Source organism: Phenylobacterium sp. LH3H17 (genome assembly GCF_024298925.1).
Lineage (GTDB): Bacteria > Pseudomonadota > Alphaproteobacteria > Caulobacterales > Caulobacteraceae > Phenylobacterium.
In genome coordinates, this window is the sequence record NZ_CP101283.1 from 275,266 (window position 1) to 297,449 (window position 22,184).

The 22,184-nt window shown below is 70.1% G+C and carries 23 protein-coding genes; 14 read left to right on the forward strand and 9 right to left on the reverse strand.

Going from position 1 to position 22,184, the window contains the following annotated elements; translation table 11 throughout:
• The first annotated feature begins 57 nt into the window (after positions 1-57).
• The gene (locus M9M90_RS01360) at positions 58-438 is read left to right on the forward strand and encodes a hypothetical protein (protein ID WP_254835371.1); all 381 of its coding nucleotides are present in this window, start codon (positions 58-60) and stop codon (positions 436-438) included.
• Here M9M90_RS01360 and M9M90_RS01365 read toward each other — a convergent pair.
• Positions 435-851: a PaaI family thioesterase gene (locus M9M90_RS01365; protein ID WP_254835372.1), complete on the reverse strand. Its 417-nt coding sequence runs from the start codon at positions 849-851 to the stop codon at positions 435-437. The two genes, M9M90_RS01360 and M9M90_RS01365, sit on opposite strands and share 4 nt — an antisense overlap.
• A complete protein-coding gene (locus tag M9M90_RS01370; RefSeq protein WP_371876891.1) occupies positions 848-1,264 on the reverse strand; it encodes a PaaI family thioesterase in 417 nt (138 codons plus the stop codon). Before M9M90_RS01370 ends, M9M90_RS01365 begins: the two co-directional genes overlap by 4 nt.
• Before the next feature lie 195 nt (positions 1,265-1,459).
• Here M9M90_RS01370 and M9M90_RS01375 point away from each other — a divergent pair, with 195 nt between their 5' ends.
• From M9M90_RS01375 to M9M90_RS01390, 4 genes are all read left to right on the forward strand, one after another.
• Positions 1,460-3,370, forward strand: coding sequence for a TonB-dependent receptor domain-containing protein (locus M9M90_RS01375; protein WP_254835374.1), 1,911 nt, complete (start codon positions 1,460-1,462; stop codon positions 3,368-3,370).
• A 358-nt stretch (positions 3,371-3,728) separates the two neighbouring features.
• Positions 3,729-4,739, forward strand: a complete 1,011-nt coding sequence (locus M9M90_RS01380; protein WP_254835375.1) for a ligase-associated DNA damage response exonuclease — start codon at positions 3,729-3,731, stop codon at positions 4,737-4,739.
• Positions 4,740-4,785: 46 nt separating this feature from the next.
• Positions 4,786-4,950 (forward strand): hypothetical protein, encoded by a 165-nt coding sequence (locus M9M90_RS01385; RefSeq protein ID WP_254835376.1) that lies wholly within the window; start codon positions 4,786-4,788, stop codon positions 4,948-4,950.
• A 34-nt stretch (positions 4,951-4,984) separates the two neighbouring features.
• On the forward strand, positions 4,985-6,604 hold the full coding sequence (locus M9M90_RS01390; protein WP_254835377.1) for a cisplatin damage response ATP-dependent DNA ligase: 1,620 nt from the start codon (positions 4,985-4,987) through the stop codon (positions 6,602-6,604).
• Here M9M90_RS01390 and M9M90_RS01395 read toward each other — a convergent pair.
• Genes M9M90_RS01395 through M9M90_RS01405 form a run of 3 tightly spaced genes read right to left on the reverse strand, consistent with a single transcriptional unit; the run spans position 6,561 to position 9,360 of the window.
• The gene (locus tag M9M90_RS01395; protein ID WP_254835378.1) at positions 6,561-7,931 is read right to left on the reverse strand and encodes an ABC transporter permease; all 1,371 of its coding nucleotides are present in this window, start codon (positions 7,929-7,931) and stop codon (positions 6,561-6,563) included. The two genes, M9M90_RS01390 and M9M90_RS01395, sit on opposite strands and share 44 nt — an antisense overlap.
• Complete coding sequence (locus M9M90_RS01400; protein ID WP_254835379.1) at positions 7,928-8,836, reverse strand: ABC transporter ATP-binding protein; 909 nt, start codon at positions 8,834-8,836, stop codon at positions 7,928-7,930. Before M9M90_RS01400 ends, M9M90_RS01395 begins: the two co-directional genes overlap by 4 nt.
• The gene (locus M9M90_RS01405) at positions 8,833-9,360 is read right to left on the reverse strand and encodes an HAD-IIIA family hydrolase (protein WP_254835380.1); all 528 of its coding nucleotides are present in this window, start codon (positions 9,358-9,360) and stop codon (positions 8,833-8,835) included. The genes M9M90_RS01400 and M9M90_RS01405 overlap by 4 nt, the downstream gene beginning before the upstream one ends.
• A gap of 104 nt (positions 9,361-9,464) precedes the next feature.
• Here M9M90_RS01405 and M9M90_RS01410 point away from each other — a divergent pair, with 104 nt between their 5' ends.
• The 7 genes from M9M90_RS01410 to M9M90_RS01440 all read left to right on the forward strand — a co-directional run bounded on the left by M9M90_RS01410 (position 9,465) and on the right by M9M90_RS01440 (position 16,750).
• Positions 9,465-11,282, forward strand: a complete 1,818-nt coding sequence (locus tag M9M90_RS01410; protein WP_254835381.1) for a dipeptide ABC transporter ATP-binding protein — start codon at positions 9,465-9,467, stop codon at positions 11,280-11,282.
• Positions 11,283-12,347, forward strand: a complete 1,065-nt coding sequence (locus M9M90_RS01415) for a mannose-1-phosphate guanylyltransferase (protein WP_254835382.1) — start codon at positions 11,283-11,285, stop codon at positions 12,345-12,347.
• Positions 12,348-12,418: 71 nt separating this feature from the next.
• A complete protein-coding gene (locus tag M9M90_RS01420; protein WP_254835383.1) occupies positions 12,419-13,501 on the forward strand; it encodes a GNAT family N-acetyltransferase in 1,083 nt (360 codons plus the stop codon).
• A gap of 72 nt (positions 13,502-13,573) precedes the next feature.
• Positions 13,574-14,776, forward strand: coding sequence for a threonine ammonia-lyase (locus tag M9M90_RS01425; RefSeq protein ID WP_254835384.1), 1,203 nt, complete (start codon positions 13,574-13,576; stop codon positions 14,774-14,776).
• 11 nt (positions 14,777-14,787) lie between these two features.
• Positions 14,788-15,288 (forward strand): FKBP-type peptidyl-prolyl cis-trans isomerase, encoded by a 501-nt coding sequence (locus tag M9M90_RS01430; protein WP_254835385.1) that lies wholly within the window; start codon positions 14,788-14,790, stop codon positions 15,286-15,288.
• Positions 15,289-15,386: 98 nt separating this feature from the next.
• A complete protein-coding gene (locus tag M9M90_RS01435; protein ID WP_254835386.1) occupies positions 15,387-15,950 on the forward strand; it encodes a carboxymuconolactone decarboxylase family protein in 564 nt (187 codons plus the stop codon).
• 2 nt (positions 15,951-15,952) lie between these two features.
• A complete protein-coding gene (locus tag M9M90_RS01440) occupies positions 15,953-16,750 on the forward strand; it encodes an SDR family NAD(P)-dependent oxidoreductase (RefSeq protein WP_254835387.1) in 798 nt (265 codons plus the stop codon).
• 160 nt (positions 16,751-16,910) lie between these two features.
• Here M9M90_RS01440 and M9M90_RS01445 read toward each other — a convergent pair whose 3' ends face one another.
• The 3 genes from M9M90_RS01445 to purU all read right to left on the reverse strand — a co-directional run bounded on the left by M9M90_RS01445 (position 16,911) and on the right by purU (position 19,316).
• Positions 16,911-17,360, reverse strand: a complete 450-nt coding sequence (locus M9M90_RS01445; RefSeq protein ID WP_254835388.1) for a DUF2214 family protein — start codon at positions 17,358-17,360, stop codon at positions 16,911-16,913.
• Between the two features lie 59 nt (positions 17,361-17,419).
• A complete protein-coding gene (locus M9M90_RS01450; RefSeq protein ID WP_254835389.1) occupies positions 17,420-18,247 on the reverse strand; it encodes an enoyl-CoA hydratase-related protein in 828 nt (275 codons plus the stop codon).
• 226 nt (positions 18,248-18,473) lie between these two features.
• The gene (gene purU / locus M9M90_RS01455; protein WP_254835390.1) at positions 18,474-19,316 is read right to left on the reverse strand and encodes a formyltetrahydrofolate deformylase; all 843 of its coding nucleotides are present in this window, start codon (positions 19,314-19,316) and stop codon (positions 18,474-18,476) included.
• A 103-nt stretch (positions 19,317-19,419) separates the two neighbouring features.
• Here purU and argE point away from each other — a divergent pair, with 103 nt between their 5' ends.
• Positions 19,420-20,601: an acetylornithine deacetylase gene (argE, locus tag M9M90_RS01460; protein ID WP_254835391.1), complete on the forward strand. Its 1,182-nt coding sequence runs from the start codon at positions 19,420-19,422 to the stop codon at positions 20,599-20,601.
• Here argE and M9M90_RS01465 read toward each other — a convergent pair.
• Positions 20,561-21,595: a glycosyltransferase family 2 protein gene (locus tag M9M90_RS01465; protein WP_254835392.1), complete on the reverse strand. Its 1,035-nt coding sequence runs from the start codon at positions 21,593-21,595 to the stop codon at positions 20,561-20,563. The two genes, argE and M9M90_RS01465, sit on opposite strands and share 41 nt — an antisense overlap.
• A gap of 33 nt (positions 21,596-21,628) precedes the next feature.
• Here M9M90_RS01465 and rfbC point away from each other — a divergent pair, with 33 nt between their 5' ends.
• Positions 21,629-22,183 (forward strand): dTDP-4-dehydrorhamnose 3,5-epimerase, encoded by a 555-nt coding sequence (gene rfbC, locus M9M90_RS01470; RefSeq protein ID WP_254835393.1) that lies wholly within the window; start codon positions 21,629-21,631, stop codon positions 22,181-22,183.
• Position 22,184: the final 1 nt, after the last annotated feature.

Below are 22,184 nucleotides of genomic sequence, written 5' to 3' on the forward strand. Positions count from 1 at the left end.
CCGGAACCCAACCGCCGCCTTGGGCGTCATTGCTCCGAACTGGAGAGGACGCCGCCGATGAACCTGCTGATCGCCAAACGCGCCTTGGGCCTGTTTTCCATCGGGCTGGGGCTCGTCGCCGTGGCGTCGCCCGAGCGGGTGTCGAAGTTCTTCGGGCTGAAGTTCGAGGACGAGGCGATGAGCGCGTTCGGGGCCCGGGAGATCGCTTCGGGCGCGGGCCTGCTCTCGCCCGTCAAGCCTGGCCCCTGGTTCTGGATGCGGGTCGGCGGCGACGTCATGGACATCACCGCCCTGGCCCGCGCCGTGGATCGCGACAATCCGCGGCGGAACTACGCCATCGCGGCCCTGGCGACCGTCGCCGCCATCGCCATCCTGGACATCGCCATGGCCGCCCAGGCGACCATGAACAAGCGCGAGAACGCGGAGGCCGCGGCCTAGGACTCGCCCGCCAGCAGGAAGTGACCGCGCAGGGCGGCGATCGGCTTGGCCCGGGCCTCCTGCCAGGCCTCCACATGCACGTTGGCGATCTGGCGGCCGATCTTGCGCACGTCGGCGCGGGCGTAGGTGGTCTGGGCCTTACCGGGGCGCAGGTACTCGATGGTGACGTCGATGGTCTTGTGGACCCGCGGGCTCTGGGCGGTGAGCGAGAGTTGCGAGAGGGCGGCCATCTCCATGAAGGCGCCGATCACCCCGCCGTGCAGGGCCGGCATCATCACGTTGCCGATCAGGTGCGGGGCGAAGGGCAGGATGGCGGTCATCTCGTCCCCGGCCAGTTCGGCGCGCATGCCGAGGAAGCGCACATAGGGCACGCGCTCGAGGAAGGCCTGCAGGCGTTCGGCGGGATCACTCATGGCTTGGCCGGCTCTTCGGGGCGCTTCAGGACGAAAGCCGCCTGGGCCGTGGCGATAGGGTCGGCCGGGTCGGTGTCGAAGGCCTGGGCGCGCACAAAGGCGATGCTCCGCGTGACCTTGTAGCAGTGAGCCTGGGCGGTGACGCCGGCGCGGGGCGCGGCGGGGCGCATATAGTCGATGCGCAGGTCGAGGGTCGCGGTCGAGAAGGCAGCGACATTGCCCATCATCGAGGACGTGATCGCCAGGCCGCAGCAATGGTCGAGCAGGGCGGTGACCACGCCTCCGGCGATGACGCCGGTGTCGGGGTCGCCCACCAGGTCCTCGCGCCAGGGGGCGAAGATGGCGCCGTGCCCGGGCTCCACCGAGATGAGTTCGAAGCCCAGCGCGGCGGCCTGGGGCACCGACTGCACCATGTTCCGGGCCTGCTGGCGAAACGCTTCTGGGATTGCGGTCATCCTGCAAGGTGCGGCGCCGGCCCTGTGCGGTCAATGTGACGGAGCGGAAGGCGGGCTTCGAATTCCCGCACAAGAAACGGAGTGTCGGACGGTCAGGCTCCAGGTCATCCACGGCCCGCGCGGCGGTCGCGCGTCTTGTGGAGCCCCCTTGTCATGCGTCCATTCCTTTCCGTCTCCGTCTCCCTGGCGGTCGCCTGCCTGGCCGGGCCGGCGTTCGGCCAGGCCACCGCCAATGCGGTGGTCGGCGCCGACGACGCTTTCGGCTTCATCGCCGGAGATGAGGCGGTCGGGATCTATGACGCCACGGCGGTGCGGGGCTTTAGCCTGGAGGCGGCGGGCAACTACCGGGTCAATGGCGGCTATTTCGTCAAGAGCTCCGGGGTGAGCAGCTTTTTCATCGAGTCGACCACGGTACGGATCGGCCTCAACGCCCTGGCCATCGACCTGCCGGGTCCCTCGGGGGTGGTGGACTACAAGATCCGCGACCCCAAGCCCGGGGAGGCGAGCTACCTCACCCTGGGCCTGGACGAATACGAGCAGCCCTATGCCGACCTGCTCCTGAAACACGGCGACGGGCGCGACCGACATTCCGGGGCCCTGGGCCTGGGGGTCGTGTTCGACAACGACAACGGCCAGGGCGGTCCGTCGGGCCGCTCCATGCTGCTGGGCGGGACGGCGCGGGTGTCGCTGGGCGCCGTGCGGCTACAGGTGTTCGGCGGCGAGTACGATTATGAGCGCGGCGGCCTCTATCGATTCACCGTCGCCGATGGCGCGCATCCGCCGCGGCCGGAACGCGGTGCGCGCGCCGTCCAGGACTGGGCGGTCGAGCGCGGCCAGCGGCGAATCCTGGGGGTCATGGTCCAGGCCCCCCTGTCGGAGGCGTGGAGCCTGGGCCTGACGGGGGCCTTCTCTCAGGAGGATCCCAGCCGGGCCGTGGCCCATCTCTATCGCGGCCTGGACGGCGACCTGACGGCCCGGGGGGTGGCCTTTGTCTCCCCGGCGCAGGAAGCCTCGGCCTGGTCGGGCGAGGCGCGGCTGGCCTGGGGCGGCCGGTGGGAGGATACCCGCCACCGCCTGACCCTGATCGGCCGCGGACGGCTCTCCGACAGCCGCTTCGGCGGCGATCGGATCGTCGACCTGGGGACAGTCTCCCTGGGCGGTCGCCTTCGCCCGGTGGCCGCGCCGGACCTCTCCGCGGCCCGGGCCAACGCCACCAGCGAGGTCGACCAATGGGGCCTGGGTCTGTCCTACCGACTCGACTGGCGCGACGCGCTGACCGTCAATGCCGGGTTGCTGCGCACCGACTACGACAAGACCTCGATCGCCGCCGACGGCCTGCGCAGCGCCCGCACCGCCACCCCCTGGCTCTATAACCTGGCCGGCGCCTATCGGGTCACCGATCGGCTCGATCTGTACGGCGGCGTCAGCCGGGGCCTGGAAGAGGCGGGCACGGCCCCGGCCTCGGCCGCCAACCGCAACGAGCTGCTGCCGGCCATCCGCGTGCGCCAGGTGGAGGCCGGGATGCGCTACGCCGTGTCGGCGGGCATGCGGCTGGTGGTGGCGGCGTTCGAGACCGAGAAGCCCTATGCCGGCCTGGATACGGCCACCAATGCCTACGGCCTGATCGGCGTGGTCCGCCATCGTGGCGTGGAGGCCTCGCTGGCCGGACGGCTGAGCGAGGCGCTGTCGGTGGTGGTGGGGGGCTATGTGCTGGATCCGACCCGCGATGGGCTCTCCGGCGGGCGGCCGGTGGGCGTGGAGCGGTTCCGCGCCGTGGCCAATCTCAACTATGTGGTTCGCGCCATGCCGGGCCTGTCGCTGGACACGGGCCTGGAGCATGTGGGGCGGCGGCCGTATCGGAGCGCGGCCGGCGGCGTCCAGCCCATGCTTGCGGCGGATACGACGCTGGATCTTGGCTTGAGATATCGCCTTCCGGGCAGGGCCACCCTGCGGGTTCAGGCGTTGAATGTCCTGGATGACTACGGCTACTCGGCCAGTCCGGCCGAGACCCTCGCCTATACCGCGCCGCGGCGGTTCCGTGTTCTGGTGACGAAGGAGTTCTGAGGCTTCGATCTGGACGGAGGCGGCCTTGGACCTATCGGCCGCGGAGCGCCTCCGTCTCCTGATCGTTATTCAACCGACCGCGCCTTAGACGGCGGTGAAGGCTTGGGTGTAGACGGCGAGCGCGACGGCCAGCAGCGGGGTGGCGGCGAGGACGAGGTTGGCGAGGCCGTTGAAGGCGGAGGTCTTGTGCATGGTGGTGTCCCTCTTTTTCCTTGGGCCGCGACAACCGCAACCCGATGAGAGGGGTATATGAAACTTCTCTTCCGAATACTCGTTAAGTCTTAGTCATGACCCCTTTTTCACAATATGAATACTCTGTAATGTTCCTGAAGTCAGACCAGCCCCCATATCGCCAAGGATGATCAAGCCCGAAGCCCTGCTCTGCCCCCGGCCCGAGGGGCTCTATTGCGCGCCCGGCGACTTCTACATCGACCCCGTGCGGCCGGTGGCGCGCGCGGTGATCACCCACGGCCATGCCGATCATGCGCGGGCGGGCCACGAGCGGGTGCTGGCCACGCCGCAGACCCTCGCCATCATGGCCGAGCGCTATGGAGAGGACTTCGCCTACGAGACCCAGGCCGCCGCCTACGGCGAGACCATCGCTCGCGACGAGGTCGAGGTGACCCTGGTCCCGGCCGGGCACGTTCTCGGCTCAGCCCAGGCGGTGGTGCGCTGGAAAGGCCTGACCATGGTGGTCTCGGGCGACTACAAGCGCCGCCGCGATCCGACCTGCCCGGCCTTCGAGCCGGTCCCCTGCGACGTCTTCATCTCCGAGGCCACCTTCGGCCTGCCCGTATTCCGTCATCCCGACGACCGGGGCGAGATCGCCCGCCTGCTGCGCTCGGTCGCCCAGTTTCCCGAGCGCGCGCACCTGGTCGGGGCCTATGCCCTGGGCAAGGCGCAGAGGGTGATCCGCCTGCTGCGCGAGGCGGGCTGGGACAAGACGATCTACGTCCACGGCGCCCTGGAGCGGTTGAACCGGCTCTATGAGGCCCACGGCATTCCCCTGGGGCCGCTGGCCCCCGCCACCTCAACCACCAGGCAGGACTTCGCCGGCGCCATCATCATCGCTCCGCCCTCGGCCATCGCCGACCGCTGGTCGCGGCGGTTCCCCGATCCGGTCGGCGCCTTCGCCTCGGGCTGGATGCAGATCCGCGCCCGCGCCCGCCAGCGCGGCGTCGAGCTGCCCCTGGTGATCTCCGACCATGCCGACTGGGACGAGCTCACCGCCACGGTGGACGAGATTCGCCCGGGCGAACTCTGGATCACCCACGGCCGCGAGGAGGCCCTGGCCCGCTGGGCCGAGCTGCACGGGATCAAGGCTCGGGCGCTCGCCCTGGTCGGCTATGACGACGAGGCCGAGGACTAGGAACAGAGGACCGCCCTCCGCGTTGGGGCGGCAAGGGAGACGCACCATGACCGACCCGCGCAACAAGCCCGCCCCGCCGCCGGAGCCCGTGAAGGAGGGCGGCCTGAAATCCACCGAACAGCCGCCCCCGGCCGAGACCGGCATGATCGATGAGGCCGCCCCCGCCCCGCGCCAGCCGGACCGCGAAGGCGGCATGATCGGCGAGGGTTGAGGCCAAGCCGCCCGGGGCGCCTTAAGCTCTCGCCATGCGCGCTTTCGCCGAGCTTCTGGACCGACTGTCGCTGACGGCGTCGCGCAACGCCAAGCTGACCCTGGTTCGCGACTACCTGGCCGAGACGCCCGATCCCGACCGGGGCTGGGCGCTGGCCGCGCTCACCGGCGATCTCAGCTTCAACGCCGCCAAGCCCGCCTTCATCCGCAAGGCGGTGGAAGAGCGGATGGATCCCACCCTGTTCCGCTGGTCCTACGACTATGTGGGCGACCTGGCCGAGACCGTGGCCCTGGTCTGGCCCGCGCGGCCGGGCGCCAACCGCGAGCCCGAACTCTCGGAGGTGGTCGACGCCCTGCGCGGCGCCTCGCGGACCGAGGTCCAGCGGCTGATCGAGGCCTGGCTGGACGGACTGGAGCCCACCGGCCGCTGGGCGCTGCTGAAGCTGATGACCGGTGGCCTGCGCGTCGGGGTTTCCGCCCGGATGGCCAAGCAGGCCGCAGCCGACCTGGGCCAGGTGGAAGTGGCCCAGATCGAGGAGGTCTGGCACGCCCTGCACCCGCCCTATGAGGACCTGTTCGCCTGGCTGGAGGGCCGCTCGGACCGGCCCTCAGCCGTGGCGCCTGGCCGCTTCCGGCCGGTGATGCTGGCCCAGGCCATCGACGAGGCCGTCGACTTCGGCAAGCTCGATCCCGCCGACTACGCCGCCGAATGGAAGTGGGACGGCATCCGGGTCCAGGCGGTGAACGAGGCGGGGGTGCGCCGGCTCTACACCCGCAATGGCGACGACATCTCCAGGACCTTCCCTGACGTGCTGGACGCCCTGGAATTCGAGGGCGCGTTGGACGGAGAGCTGCTGGTGATGCGCGAGGGGACAGTCGCGAGCTTCGGCGACCTGCAGCAGCGGCTGAACCGCAAGACCGTGGACGCCAAGATGCTGCTGAACTTCCCGGCCGGTATCCGCGCCTATGACCTGCTGGCCGACGGGGCCGAGGACACCCGCGTCCTGCCCTTCGCGGAGCGGCGCAAGCGGCTGGAGGTCTTCGTGGGCCGGCTCCAGACCTCGCGGATCGACCTCTCGCCGATGCAGCCCTTCGAGACCTGGGCCCAGCTCACCGATCTGCGCCGCGAGCCGCCGCCGGGCGACCCGCAGATCGCCGAGGGCCTGATGCTCAAGCGCTGGGACTCGATCTACGAGGCCGGCCGGCCCAAGGGACCTTGGTTCAAGTGGAAGCGCGACCCGTTCCTGATCGACGCGGTGCTGATGTACGCCCAGCGCGGCCACGGCAAGCGTTCCAGCTTCTATTCCGACTACACCTTCGGGGTCTGGACGGAGGGTCCCGACGGCAAGCGGGCGCTCACCCCGGTCGGCAAGGCCTATTTCGGCTTCACCGACGAGGAGCTGAAGCAGATCGACAAGTTCGTCCGCGACAACACCGTCGAGCGGTTCGGCCCGGTGCGCTCGGTCCGGGCCGAGATCCATTTCGGCCTGGTGTTCGAGGTGGCCTTCGAGGGTCTGCAGCGCTCGACCCGGCACAAGTCCGGCGTGGCCATGCGCTTCCCGCGCATCAGCCGTATCCGCTGGGACAAGCCGGCCGGGGAGGCCGACGAGCTTACGACGCTGGAACGGATGCTGACGCAGATGGAGGGACGCTAGGTCCCAGCCTGCGGACGACCAGGGCCCAGGCGATGGCCGCCTGCACAAGGCCCGAGATCAGGCTCAGCATCGGCGCCGCGCTCAATGGGGCGAAGAGCGCCGCCCCGGTCTCCCGGTCGATCGACCAGCCGACGACGCCGCCGACCCCGTACAACACGGCCAACGCCACCACGGCGGAGAAGTCGCCGCGCTGCGGCCGCTCGCCCAGTCGGCAGAGCGCGATGACGCCCAGATCGCGCAGCAGGAAGGCGATCAGGGCCGCGGCCTGGGCCAGGCCCGGCCGCGCGAAGCTGCCGGCGCCGACCGCCAGGGCGGCGACGACCAGCAGGGCGGCCAGGACCAGTGGGGCCAGGGGCGCGGGCGCCAGCGGGGCCGCGCGGGCGAAGTCTCCGGCCAGGGCGTGGTGGCGGAACTGGCGCATCCGCACCCGGTCGGCGGGCTCGGCGAAGGCCGCGGCATAGGCGCTGAGCGCCACGACTAGGGCGCCGGTGGTCAGGGCTCCGGAAAGCCCGCCGTCCCGCCAGGCGAAGCCGCCGGCGAACACGGCCAGGAAGACCAGGAAGGCCGGCCAGACGACGGGACCGTTGCGCATCTGCAGTTCCAGCCGCATGAGCCGCCAGGCCCCGATCACCGCCCAGGCGGCGAACAGCGTCACCGACACGGCCCGGAAGGCGTCGGCGGACCAGTATCGACCGCCCCAGTCGATGAGGCCCTTGGCGCCCAGCATGGCGCCGAAGCCCTCCAGCCCCGCCCCGCGCTGGAAGCCGGCCGAGCCGGCGACCCAGGACAGCAGGACGCCGCCGACGATCAACCCGCCCAGCACGCCGCCGGCGCGCGCGGTTCGGCCTTCGGCCCGGGCCTTGCGCACCCCGATCAGGGCCGCGCCCATGGAGATCGCCTGCAGCAGCACCGCCAGGGCTATCAGGAAGACCAGGGTCGAGACCGCGCCCGGCTCGCCCCGCTGCAGGCTGGCCGCGGCCATCAGCAACAGGCCGGTGAGCGCGCAGATCCAGGCCAGACTGGCGCTGCCCAGGAGCTTGCCCCAGGTCATCGACCAGGGATCCAGCGCCGAGAGCCGCTGGAAGTCCCAGGTTCGGTCGGCGATCTCGTTGAGGATCGAGCCCCCCGTGGCGCGCGCGCCCCAGATCATCCCGCAGGCCACGAAGACCACCGCGCCGACCCCGCCCAGGCCGGTGAGGGCGCCATAGGGATTGGTGCGGAGGACCATGATCGCCGCGCCATAGATCATCAGCAGGACGACCACGGCCCAGGCCACGCGGCGGGGCGCCGATTCGAGCCAGATATTGCGCTGGAATTCCGGGTTCATGACTGGGCCTCGGCGAGGTAGGCGTCTTCCAGGGTCCGGCGGGTGGGCTGGAAGGCCGAGACCTTCAGCCCCGCGCCGACCAGCTTGGCCAGCACCGCAGCGTCGTCGTCGCCGTTGGCGGCCAGCAGGATGGCGCTGTCGCCGTCGCGGCGCTCCAGCGCGATGTCGAGCTTCGCCAGCACCTTGTCGAGGTCGGCGGGCGGGCCCACGAAGGTGACGCTGATCCGGGTTCCATCGCGCACGCCGGCGCCGGCCGCGACCACCCCGCCGCCGGCCACCCGGCCGTCGCGGATCATCAGCATCTGGGTGGAATAGTCCTCCAGCTCGGAAAGGATGTGCGAGGAGACCACGATGGTCATGCCCTCGCGAGAGAGCCGAAGGATGAGGTCGGAGAGCGCCCGGCGCGCCTCGGGATCCAGGCCCGCGGCGGGCTCGTCCAGCAGCAGGACCCGGGGCTGGTGGACGATGGTCTGGCCGATGGCCAGGCGCTGCTTTAGGCCGCGCGACAGCTCCCCGGCCCGCATCTCTAGCCGGTCGGTGAGCTGGACCCGGGAGGCGGCCTGCTCGACGGCGTGCGGCGTGGCGGCTTCGGAAACCCCCCGCGAGCGGGCGGCGTAGGTGAGCGCGCGACGCACCGACAGGTCTTCGTAGAGGCCGAAGAAGTCCGGCAGGTACCCAATGGTCCCGTGGACGCCGCGCGGGTCGTCGCGGGTGTCGAGCCCACCGATGGAGATCGTCCCCTCGGTGGCGTTGTCGAGCGCCGCCATGCAGCGCAGCAGGGTGGTCTTGCCCGCTCCGTTTGGGCCGACCATGGCCAGGACAGCGCCCGCCTCGACCTTGAACGACACCCCATGCAGCGCCCGCGCCGATGGGTAGTCGTAGACGACGTCCTTCACCTCGATCATGCCGGAACCAGTTCCTTCTCCAGGAAGTCCATCAGGTTGTCGCTCGGGAACTTGAGTCCGCGGATGCCCGCCCGACGGGCGGCCTCCATGTCAGCGTCCTTGTCGCCGACCATGATCGAGCGAGCGACGTCGACAGGATGCTCGCGCAGGGCGCGCAGGATCATGCCGGGATTGGGCTTGCGGTCCGGCGGATCGGGGTGGCGATAGGCCTCCACGGTCGCGTCCGGATGCTGCGGGCAATAGTAGAAGGCGTCGATGTGGCCGCCGGCCTCTGCCAGGCTCTCCGACATCCTGGCGTGCAGGGCGACCACGTCGTCCTCGCCATAGTAGCCGCGCCCCACCCCCGACTGATTGGTCACCACGAACACCCACCAGCCCGCGCGGTTGAAGGCGGCGACGGCGTCCCGCGCGCCGGGAATCCAATGGAAATCCTCCCAGCGGTGGACATAGCCGGGGTCCTTGTTGAGCACCCCGTCTCGGTCGAGGAACAGGGCGGGGCGGGTCTGGGCGTCGGGCAGGCTCACGGCGCCACTATACAGCCAGGCGCACGGCTTGGGGCTTACGCTTTCGCAATGGACGGCGACGAGGCTATGGTCGGCCCTCGCGTTTGCCCAGAGTTGAGGTCGCCTTGGCTGATCCCGTCCTTTCCATCGACAACCTGAAGGTCGATTTCACCACCCATGACGGGCTGGTGAACGCGGTGCGCGGGGTCACCCTGTCCGTCCAACGCGGCGAGACCCTCGGCGTGGTGGGCGAGAGCGGCTCGGGCAAGAGCCAGACCTTCATGGCGGTCATGGGCCTGCTGGCCGCCAATGGCCGCGCGAGCGGCTCGGTGAAGTTCCTGGACCAGGAGATCCTGGGTCTGAAGCCCCGGGCGCTCAACAGGATCCGCGGCTCGAAGATGACCATGATCTTCCAGGATCCGCTCACGGCGCTCACCCCGCACGTGCGCATCGGCGAGCAGATCGCCGAGCCCCTGCGCCTGCACCTGGGCATGAGCGATCGCGACGCCATGGCCCACGCCAAGGACTGGGTCGGCCGGGTGCGTATCCCCGACGCGGCGCGGCGGCTGTCGCAATATCCCCACGAGCTTTCCGGCGGCATGCGCCAGCGGGTGATGATCGCCACGGCCATGGCCGGCGGTCCGGCCCTGCTGATCGCTGACGAACCCACCACCGCCCTCGACGTCACCGTCCAGGCCGAGATCCTCGACCTGATGGCCGAGCTCGGCCGCGAGACCGGCACGGCCATGGTGCTGATCACCCACGACATGGGGGTCATCGCCCGGCTGGCCGACCGCGTCTGCGTGATGAAGGACGGCGCCTATGTGGAGGAGGGCACGGCCGAGGCGATCTTCGGCGCGCCGAAGTCGGACTATACCCGGGCCCTGCTGGAGGCGATCCCGCGCCTGGACCGCGCCGATCGCGGCGGCCGGCCGACCCTGGCCCCAGTGGCGCCCGACGCCCCGGTGATCGTCGAGGGCCATGACATCAAGGTCTGGTTCCCGGTCCGCCAGGGCGCGTTCGGGGCCAAGGGCGCCCTTCGCGCCGTCGACGGGGTCAGCTTCCAGGTCCGCCAAGGCGAGACCCTGGGCGTGGTGGGGGAGAGCGGCTGCGGCAAGTCGACCCTGAGCCGCGCGGTGCTGAACCTGCTGCCGCCGACGGCCGGCGCCGTCACCCTGCTGGGCCGCGACATCACCCATGCGGACCGCGAGTCCATGCGGTCCGCCCGCAAGGACCTGCAGATCGTCTTCCAGGATCCGCTCGCCAGCCTCGATCCGCGCATGACCGTCGGCGACTCCATCGCCGAGCCGCTGCAGGTCTTCCGCAACGGCATGACCCACGCGGAGCGCGAGACCGAGGTCAAGGCGATGATGCTGCGCGCCGGCCTCTCGCCCAGCCTCATCAACCGCTATCCGCATGAGCTCTCCGGCGGTCAGAACCAGCGGGTCGGCATCGCCCGGGCGATGATCCTGCGGCCGAAGCTGGTGATCTGCGACGAGGCGGTCTCGGCCCTGGACGTCTCCATCCGCGCTCAGATCATCGACCTGCTGATCGAGCTGCAGAAGGAGATGGGCCTGGCGATGATCTTCATCAGCCACGACCTGGCGGTGGTGCGCGAGATCAGCCACCGGATCATGGTGCTCTATCTGGGCCGGGTCATGGAGCAGGCCGACCGCCAGCGGCTCTATGAGGCGCCGCAGCACCCCTACACCAAGGCCCTGCTCTCGGCCGCGCCGATCCCTGATCCGGTGCGCGAGCGGGCCCGGGCCCGCGTCAAGCTGGTGGGTGAGCCGCCCTCCCCGCTCGATCCGCGCAGCGCCCTGCGCTTCCTGCCCTCGCGGCTCTCCGCCGACCCGCTGGCCCAGGTCTATGTCCCGGAGCTCAAGGAGATCGCCCCCGGACACCTGGTCTCCGAATACGACCCGCCCGCCGGAGTCGCCTGAGTGGCGCGCAAGATCATCCCCGTCCTGATGTCGGGGGGCGCCGGCACGCGTCTGTGGCCCCTGTCGCGCCAGGCCCGGCCCAAGCAGTTCCATCGGTTGGGCGGCGAGCACAGCCTGATCCAGGACACCGCCCTGCGGGTGGTGGGCGAGATGTTCGCGGCGCCGATCGTGGTTTGCGCCGCGGCCCATGCCGACCTCGCCCGCGCCCAGCTCGCCGAGGTCGGGGTGACGCCCCAGGCCCTGATCGCCGAGCCCGCGCCGCGCAACACAGGCCCGGCCTCGGTGGCGGTGGCCGCCTTCGGCGCCGAGCGCGACCCCGACGCCCTGATGGTGCTGTTGCACGCCGACAACTTGGTCGCCGACGTGGCCGCCCTGCACGCCGCCATCGAGACCGGTCGCGCGGCGGCCGAGGCCGGGCAGATCGTGCTGTTCGGGCTGAAGCCCGCAGGCCCGGCCACCATCTACGGCTACATCCGCGCCACGGGCGAAGGCCCGGTGCGCCGGGTCGCCCAGTTCGTGGAGAAACCCGACCTCGCTACGGCCCGGCGCTTCGTGGCCGACCCGGACTACTCCTGGAACGGCGGCATGTTCCTGTTCAAGGCCGCGGCATTCCTCGACATCGCTCGAGCCCTGGCGCCCGAGGTGGCCGCCGCCGCCGAGGCCGCCGTGGCCGGCGCCGCGCGGGCCGGCGGCCTGGTGAGCCTCGGCGAGGCCTTCCTGTCGGCGCCCAGCATCGCCATCGACGTGGCGGTGATGGAGAAGACCGACCGCGCCGGGGTGGTCGCCGCCGACATCGGCTGGGCCGACGTCGGCAATTGGGACGCGCTCTGGGAGTTGTCCGTCCGCGACGCCGACGGCAATGCGCTCGACGGCGAGGTGACGGCGGTGGAAAGCCGCGGCTCGCTCGCGCGCACCGACGGCCCGGCCGTGGTCCTGGCCGGGGTCGATGACCTGGTGGTGGTGGTGGAGAACGGGGTGGTCCTGGTCACCCGCCGCGACGCCCCCGGCGCCGTCCGCGCCGCGGTCGACGCGCTCAAGGCCAAGGGCAGAAGCGACCTCCTGTAGCGCGGCAAGGTCCCGGAAAGACTTGGGCGTTATCCTTGACCGCTCAAGTTTCGGGTCCGGGGACCGCGCCTTTGCAAATCGACGTCCTACGTCCGCAGGACCTTTCGGCTGAGCGCGTCGCGCGCTGGGGCGAACTCCAGGCGGCCGATATCGAGCTGGATACGCCCTTCCTCGCGCCGGGCTGGGCGCGGCTGATCGAGCGGATCCAGGGCGAGGGCGCGCGCAATGTCCGCGTCGCCGTGGCCCATAAGGACGGCCGCGACGTGGCGTTCATGCCGGTCAGGGTGGGTTCCTTCACCGCCATGCCGGCCGGGGCCCCGATGTGCGACTACCAGGGCGTGGTGGCCGAGGCCGGGGTCGCCGTCGACGCCCGCGCCATGGTCGCGGCCCTGGGCGTCCATCGGCTGGACTTCTCCCACATGCTGGAGAGCCAGCCGGCGTTCCGTCGCTTCGCCCGCGGCCGGTTCGTCTCCCATGTCATCGATGTCGAGGGCGGCTACGAGGCCTATGAGGCCGAGCGCCGCGCGGCCGGCACCTCGGTGCTGAAGGACTGCGACAAGAAGCGCCGCAAGGCTGAGCGCGAGATCGGTCCCGCGGTCTTCCAGGCCTTCTCCCGCTCCAGCGCCGACTTCGACAAGCTGATGGCGTGGAAGCGCGCCCAGCTCAAGGCCACCGGCCAGACCGACATCTTCGAGACCGGCTGGACCCGAGACCTGATGTCCGAGATGTTCGCCAGCCGCGATCCGGACTTCGGCGGGGTCATGTTCACCCTGCACTTCGGCGACCGGCTGGCGGCGGCGCACCTGCATCTGCGCGGGCGCCGCACGATCCACGGCTGGATCATCGCCCACGACCCGGAGTTCGAGCGCTACTCCCCGGGTCTGCTGCTGTTCCAGTCCATCCTGCGCTGGATGGACGACACGCCCTATCGCCGCCTGGACCTCGGCCCCGGCGACTACCGCTTCAAGCGCGACCTCGCCAATCACGGCCAGTGGGTGACCCACGGTTTCGTCGGCGCCCCCTCCCCCGCGACCCTGACGCGGGCGGTCGCCTATGGGGTGCGCCGTGTGGCGGAAGCCCTGCCCTTGGGCCAGATTTCCGAACTGCCCGGCAAGGCGATGCGCCGCATGGATCAGTGGCGAGGGCTTCGGTAGCCGAGGCGGCGCACATTGCCGATTGGCGCGCTCGCCGCTAGACGTGGCGTCCCGCACCACATCGGCTAGGCCATGACGCTTTCCATCGACGACATCCGCGCGGCCGCCGGACGGCTGGCCGGGCATATAGAACGCACCCCCTGCCGCCATTCGCGCACCCTGTCGGAGATCACCGGGGCCGAGGTCTGGGTGAAGTTCGAGAACCTGCAGTTCACCGCGGCCTACAAGGAGCGTGGGGCGCTCAACACCCTGCTGCAGCTCTCGGACAACGAGCGCGGGCGCGGGGTGATCGCCGCCTCGGCCGGCAACCACAGCCAGGGCCTGGCCTATCACGCGGCGCGCCTGGGAATCCCCGTCACCATCGTCATGCCGCGCGGGACGCCGTTCGTGAAGGTGCAGCAGACCCGCGCTCACGGCGCCGAGGTGGTGATCGAAGGCGACAACTATGACGAGGCCTCGGGTGTCGCCATGGCGCTCTGCAATGAGCGGGACCTCTCCTTCGTCCACCCCTTCAACGACCTGCAGGTCATGGCCGGCCAGGGCACCGTGGCCCTGGAGATGTTCGAGGACGTGCCGGACCTGGAGGTCCTGCCCATCCCCATCGGCGGCGGCGGGCTGATCGCCGGCTGCGCCACCGTGGCCAAGTCGATCAACCCGCGGGTCCGGATCGTCGGCGTCGAACCGGCGATGTACCCCTCCTTCACCGCCAAGATGCGCGGCGTGAACGGGATCACGGGCGGGGCCACCATCGCAGAGGGCATCGCGGTCAAGCAGGTCGGCGCCCTGTCCTACGCCGTGGCCCGGCCGCTGATCGACGAGGTGCTGCTGATCGAGGAGTCGCACTTCGAGCGGGCCGTTGCGCTGTACTGCAATGTCGAGAAGACCGTGGTCGAAGGCGCCGGGGGCGCGTCGCTCGCCGCCCTGCTGGCCTATCCCGAGCAGTTCCGGGGCAAGAAGGTCGGGCTGATTGTCACCGGCGGCAACATCGACACCCGGCTGCTGGCCTCGGTCCTGACCCGGGAGCTGGTGCGCGAACAGCGGCTGGTCAGCTTGCGGATCATCGGCGACGACCGGCCGGGCCTGCTGGCCACTGTCTCGACGGTGATCGGCCAGATGGGCGGCAATATCGTCGAGGTGGCCCACAACCGCCTGGCCCTCGACGTGCCGGCCAAGGGCGCGGAGTTCGACATCATGATCGAGACCCGCGACGCCCAGCACACCCAGGAAATCATGGACGCCCTGCGCGATCGCGGCTACCCGCCGCGCGCCGTCTGAAGGTCTTGCGAATGAAACGTCTGATCGTGGCCCTGGCCGCCGCCCTGTCGCTGGCCGCCTGCGGCAAGGCCGACAGCCAGGAGGCCGCCAAGGCGGCCGCCGAGGCCACCGCCTATCTGGCGACCAACGCCAAGGCGCCGGGGGTCAAGTCCCTGCCGTCGGGCCTGCAGTACAAGATCGTCCGCTCGGGCCCCGCCGACGGGCTGAAGCCCGCCCCGCAGGACGAGGTCAAGGTCCACTACGAGGGCAAGCTGCTGTCGGGCAAGGTGTTCGACTCATCCTATGAGCGCGGCGCCCCGGCGGCCATGCCGCTGGGCGCGCTGATCCCCGCCTGGCAGGAGGCGCTGCAACTCATGCGGCCCGGCGACGAGTGGGTGCTCTATGTGCCGCCGGCCCTGGGCTATGGCGAAGAAGGCGCGGGCGGCGGCGAGATCCCGGGCAACAGTGTATTGATCTTCCGTATCGAATTGATCGACGTTCTGCCCGGTCCGGGTCGCATCGGCCAGGGCTGACGCATACCCGCCGATAGAGGACCCCTGGCGGAAAGCCTATTGCGCGCATCGCCCGGCATCTGTTTGTTGGCCCCAAATCAGCATGGGGAAACACACGGATGAGACTGACCAAGCCCAGGATCGCGCCGGTCCAGGACGCCGACCTGACCCCCGACCAAAAGGAAATCCTCGCGCCCATGGGCGATCGGGTGCTGAACATCTTCCGCACCATGGTCCAGGCCCCAAAGGCGGCGAAGGGTTTCCTGGCCTGGGGCAATTACGTGCTCTCGCGCCGCAACGACCTGCCGGCCCGGGAGCGCGAGATCGTCATCCTGCGCATCGGCTATCTCTGCAAGTCCGGCTACGAGTGGACCCAGCACCACGCCATCGGCCTGCGCGAGGGCCTGACCGCCGCCGAGATCGAGGCGATCAAGCAGGGCGGCGACGCGCCCAACTGGAGCCCCGCCGACCGGGCCCTGTTGAACGCCGCCGACGAGCTGCACAAGGACCAGTTCATCACCGACGGGACCTGGGCGGCGCTCACCCGCCACTTCTCCGACAAGCAGTGCATGGACGTGGTGTTCACGGCCGGCCAGTACACCCAGGTCTCGATGATCCTGAACTCGTTCGGCGTGCAGCTGGACGCCGGCCAGGTGCTCGATCCCGACCTGAAGGGCTTCTGAGCATGCGGCTCGCGGGCAAGACCGCCATCGTCGTCGGCGCGGGCCAGACGCCGGGCGAGACCATCGGCAACGGCCGGGCTATTTCGCTGCTGTTCGCCCGGCAAGGCGCCGAGGTTCTCTGTGTCGACCGGCTGGTGGAGCGGGCCGAGGAGACGGCCGAGATGATCGTCGCCGAGGGCGGCAAGGCCGCCGCCTTCGGCGCCGACATCACCAAGGCGGCCGACTGCCAGGCCATGGTCGAGGCGGCCAAGGCCCGCTGGGAACGTATCGACATCCTGGTCAACAATGTCGGCATCGGCGGGGGCGGCGACGGCCCGGCCCACCGGCTGGAAGAGGCGGCCTTCGACCGCATCCTGGCGGTGAACCTCAAGGGGACCTGGCTGTCGACCAAGGCCGCCTTGCCCATCATGCGCGAGCAGGGCGGCGGGGCGATCGTCAACATCTCGTCCCTGGCCTCCATCGCCGGCGGGAACCAGGTGGCCTACGAGGTCTCCAAGGCCGCGGTGAACCGGCTGACCACCTCGACGGCCCAGGCCAATGCGGCCAAGGGCGTGCGCTGCAACGCCATCGCCATGGGCCTGATGGACACCCCGATGGCCGTGGCCGGCATCGCTCAGGCCAGCGGCCAGGAGCAGCAGGCGGTCCGCGACGCCCGCAACGCCCGGGTGCCCCTGGGCGGCCGGATGGGCACGGCCTGGGACACCGCCTATGCGGCCCTGTTCCTGGCCTCCGACGAGGCGCGGTTCATCACCGGCGTGGTGCTGATGGTCGATGGCGGGATGTCCAGCCGGATCGGCTGATCCTAGATGCTCCCCTCCTGGGGGAGCTCCCGGCCGCATGGCCGGGTGAGGGGGACTTTGACCTTCTTTCGGGCGCTTCAACCCCCTCCGTCTCGTCGCGAAGAGGCGACGATCCACCTCCCCCAGACCGCGCTGCGCGCTGGGGGAGGATCTGGTCTTCCTACAGCCCGTAGCCCCGGGCCATGGCGGCGGCGAGGGCGGGGATCAGGGCGAAGATGGCGAGTTCGGCCACGATGAAGCCGCGCACTGAAGCCGCTTGCTCGGTGGACAAGGCGAAGCCGGGTTCGGCCTTCGCCGCGCGCCGCCATCCGGCGATGCGGATCGTCGGCTGGACCGACAGCACCCCGACCACGAGGAAGGCGGCGATCTTGGCCCAGAACACCCAGTTGCCGAGATAGGCGTCGGGGCCTTTCACGCCCAGGAAGACGCGGGCGAACCCGACCGCCAGGATCAGGCCCGCGACCAGGCCGTAATGCAGGTCGATCATCCCCAGGCGCTTGAGATCCGCGCCCGCCAGGCCAGGGCGAACCAGGGCCAGCTCGAAGGCCAGGATGGCGGCCAGGGCGAAGACCAGCAGGTGGTGGGCGATGGCGAGGACGAGGTCGGTCACGGCGCGACTCCAGGCGATTGGCGCGGCGACCTTCGCTCTATTCGCTTACTATGTAAATACTACGACTTCTCGCCGGTCCGGTAGTCGCCGAAGGCGCTGTCGCGGGCGGTGAGCGCCTGGGTCACGCCCTGGCGCATCTGGGCCATGTAGTCCCGCGACGCCTTGGTGTGCCAGCCCAGGGCATGGACGTCGGTGGCCGCGCGGATGCCGGTGCGCATGCCCATGGCCTCCATCTGGCGATGCACGGCGCGCTTGTTGAGCTGGGCCAGTTCCGGGTCGACCTTGGCCACCCGGATCGCCATGGCCAAGACCTCCTCCTCAAGCCGGTCGGCGGGGAAGGCGCGGTTGGCGAAGCCCAGCCGCACGGCCTCGGCGCCGTCGATGGAATCGCCCGTCAGCATCTGCTCCATGGCCGCCCGCATGCCCATCAGCCAGGCATGGGAATGGTTGTCGGCGGGGCTCATGGTGCGCACGGCCGGGTAGCCGATCTGGGCGTCCTCGGCGACATAGACCAGGTCGCAGGAGGTGGCGAGCTCCGAGCCCCCGGCCAGGCACCAGCCATGCACCTGGGCGATCACCGGCTTGGCCAGGTCCCAGACCTTGAAGCAGCCCTCGACCACATGGCGCGCCCACTGGCCCTGGTTTCCCGCCGTGTGCCACGGCAGCTCGCCCAGCCCGGCCAGGTCATAGCCCGAGGAGAAGCAAGTTCCCGCGCCGCGCACGATCATCACCCGCACCTCCGGGTCGCGGTCGCCGGCCTCCAGGGCGCTGTAGATCTCGGCCCGCAGGGCGTTTGACAACGCGTTGCGCTTGTTCGGGCGGTTGAGGGTGATCCGGCGCACATGCGGCGCGGGCTCGTCGATCAGCAGGATCGGTTCTTCGGCCATTGGCGTCCTCCCTGGACTTTGGAGGGAGGCTAGGCGCCTGCCGTCCCGGTAGTCCAGGGGGAGGGGCAAGAGTCAAAAGTCCCCCTCGGTCACCTGCGGTGACAGCTCCTCCAGAAGGGGAGCATCCGGTTCGGAGCTTCCTAGATCCTCCCCCAGCGCGCAGCGCGGTCTGGGGGAGGTGGCTCGCAGCGAAGCGGAGAGTCGGAAGGGGTTGAAGCGCTCGGCGCTAGTCCGTGAACACCACGGTCTTGGCCCCGTTCAGCAGCACCCGGTCCTCAAGCTTCCAGCGCACGGCGCGGGCCAGGACGCGGCGCTCGATGTCGCGGCCCTTCCGGATCAGGGCCGCGGGGGTGTCGCGATGGCTGATGCGCTCCACGTCCTGCTCGATGATCGGGCCCTCGTCGAGATTGGCGGTCACGTAATGGGCGGTGGCGCCGATCACCTTCACGCCGCGCTCATGGGCCTGGTGATAGGGCCGCGCGCCCTTGAAGCCCGGCAGGAACGAGTGGTGGATATTGATGCAGCGCTCCTCCAGCTTGGCCGCCAGCCCCTCGGACAGCACCTGCATGTAGCGGGCGAGCACCACCAGTTCGGTCCCGGTCTCCTGGATCAGCGCCCAGATCGCCGCCTCCTGCTCCAGCTTGGTGGCGCGGGTGACGGGCAAGTGGTGGAAGGGAACATCGCTGAGGTCGAGCTTGGCGTAGGTCTCGATCGGGTGGTTCGAGACCACCGCGGCGATCTCCATCGGCAGCTCGCCGCGCCGCCAGCGATAGAGCAGGTCGGCCAGGCAGTGGTCCTGCTGGCTGGCCAGGATCATCACCTTCTGCCGGACCTTCGCGTCGCGCAGGCTCCAGCGCATGGAAAAGCCCTGGGCCAGGTCGCCGAACTCGCCGCGCAGGGCGTCCGTGTCCGCGCCGGGAGCGGCGAACACCACCCGCATGAAGAAGTGGCCGGTCTCGACATCGTCGTACTGCTGGGCGTCGAGGATGTTGGCCCCGCGCTCGTATAGGAAGCTGGAGACGCGGGCGACGATGCCCGGCAGGTCGGGACAGGAGAGGGTCAGGATCATGGCGCCGCTCAAAGCCCCGACTTTAGGCTGACCGTCAAGTTACAGCGCGCCGGAGAGCCTCATCGCTTGGAAGCGCGCGGGGCGACCGGCTAGGGTCGCCGCCATGCCCTCAGCCGAAGCCCTGACGCCCCGCGCCATCGACATCCTCGCGAGCCTGGTCTCGTTCGACACCACCTCGCGGCTCTCCAACCTGGCCCTGATCGAGTGGGTCGAGGCCTATCTGGACGGCCACGGGGTGGCGCACCGGCGGGTTCCGAACCACGACGGGACCAAGTCAAACCTGCTGGCCACGGTGGGACCCGCCGTCGAGGGCGGGGTGGTGCTGTCGGGCCATACCGACGTGGTGCCGGTGGACGGCCAGGCCTGGGTCACCGATCCTTTCGTGCTGACGCCCAAGGACGACGGACGGATCTATGGGCGCGGCACGTGTGACATGAAGGGGTTCCTGGCCCTGGCGCTAGCCGCGGTGCCCGACCTCGTGGCGGCCAAGCCTCGGGCGCCCGTGCACCTGGCCTTTTCATATGACGAGGAGATCGGCTGCCTGGGGGCGCCGGACCTGATCGCCCTGATCGCCGCCGAGCTGCCGCGTCCGGCCCTGGTGGTGGTGGGCGAACCCACCGACATGGTGGCGGTGTCGGGCCACAAGGGGATCTCCAGCTTCGTGGTCACGGTGACCGGCAAGGAGGCTCACTCCAGCCAGACCCATCTAGGCGTCTCGGCCAATATGGAGGCGGTGAAGCTCATGGCTTCCCTGTCGGACCTAGCCGAGCGGCTGGAGCGCGAGGCGGACCCGGCCTCACCCTTCGTGCCCAAGCATACGACCCTGACCATCGGCCTCGTCCATGGCGGGACGGCCGGCAACATCCTGGCGCGGGAATGCAGCTTCCAGTTCGACCTGCGCTGTCCGCCCGGGCAGGATCCAATGAAAGTCCTGGAGCCCTTCTTCGGCCAGATCGCCGCCGCGGACGCCGCCATGAAGGCCCGCTTCCCGGAGGCCGGCGCGAAGATCTCCCGGCGCTCGGGCACGCCGGCCATGTCGGTGGAGAAGGACGGGGCGGCCGAGGCCTTCGCCCGGCGGCTGGCCGGCGACAACGGCCCGCCGCGAGTGGTGCCCTACGCCGCCGAGGCCGGCCAGTTCCAGCAGGCGGGGTATTCGACGGTGATCTGCGGTCCGGGCAGCATCGACCAGGCCCACCAGGCCAACGAATATGTCGAGCGCTCGCAGATGGAGCGCGGGGCGGCCTTCATGGCTCGCCTGGTCGATTGGGCCGCACGCGGCGAATGACCGGGCGGCGGCCCGTCAGGTCGCGGGGGTTCCAGGTCATGGCGCGGGCGATGGCCCAGGCGGAGACCCTGCGCCGGGCCTGGACCTCGCGACGGCTCTTCAGCACGGTCGGCAGGCCCTTCAGCGAGGCCTTGAAGGCGCGCCAGACGATATGGGCCTGGGGCCAGTTCTCCCGGCGCGAGGAGATATAGGCCACCGCCAGCAGGTGCAGCGGCACGACGATGGGCAGCAGCGGCCAGGGGGTGTCCTTATAGACCCCGTAGAAGCGGTTGCGGGTGCCGTGGAAGACGGCGAACTCCGACTTGCGGCCGCCGGTGGAGGCCGAGCCCACGTGGCGGATCACCGCCTTGGGCGCCAGCACGGTGGGCTCGCCGGCCAGCTGCAGCCGGTAGCCCAGGTCCACGTCCTCGGAATAGCAGAAGAAGAACTCGTCGAAGCCGCCCTGCTCCAGGAACAGCGCCCGGTCGATCATCATGGCCGCGCCGCAGGGGGAGAAGACCTCGCCCTCCGGTATCCGGTCGGGGCATTTCGACAGGTAGCCGCCGCGATAGGGGATGCCGTAGCCGCTCATCACGTCGCCCAGTCCGTCCAGCAGGGCGGGATCCTCGTCCATCAGCTGGCGCGAGGTGAAGGAGCGCACGGTGGGATGGCGCTGCGAGGCCGCCACCAGCTCGGCCAGCCAGTCGGGGTCGGCGAAGGCGTCGGGATTGAGGAAGACCAGCCACTTCCCCCGGCCCTCGCGGGCGGACTGGTTGCCGGCGCCGGAGAAGCCGAGGTTCTCGGCGTTCTCGATTAGCCGCATGCCGGGGAACGCCCGGGCGATCGCCGCGTCGCCGGGATCGGGCGAGGCGTTGTCTATGACCAGGGTCTCGAAGTCGGTGAAGCTCTGGGCGGCCAGATGCTCCAGGCAGGTGCGCAGGGTGGGCCCCGAGTTCCAGGCGATCACGCACACGGTGATGAGGGGTGCCTTGTCTTCCTGCGCGCGGTCGTCCATGCGGTGGCGGTTTTCCAAAGCTCCCGGACCGCCATGACGTCGATCACGCCGCTCTCGATCCCTGAAGTCCTGCTTATCACGCCCAAGCGCCATGGCGATGGGCGGGGATGGTTCTCCGAGACCTGGAGCCGCCGGGTGATGGCGCAGGCCGGGCTCGACCATGACTTCGTGCAGGACAACCAGGCCTTCAGCGCCCGGGCCGGAACCGTGCGCGGCCTGCACTTCCAGAAGGCGCCCCACGCCCAGGCCAAGCTGGTCCGGGTGCTGAGGGGCGCGATCTTCGACGTGGCGGTGGATATCCGCCAGGGCTCGGCGACCTATGGCCAGTGGGCGGGGGCGAGGCTCACCGCCGAGGGCGGCGAGCAGATCCTGGTGCCGCGCGGCTTCGCCCACGGCTACTGCACGCTCGTCGACAACTGCGAGCTCTTCTACAAGGTCGACGGCCAGTATGCGCCGGAGACCGAGGGCGGGATCATCTGGAACGATCCGGACCTGGCCATCGACTGGGGCTTCACCGGTGAGCCCACCCTGTCGGACAAGGACAAGGTCCTGCCCCGGCTGAGGGACCTGCCGGCGGCGGCGTTCTGAT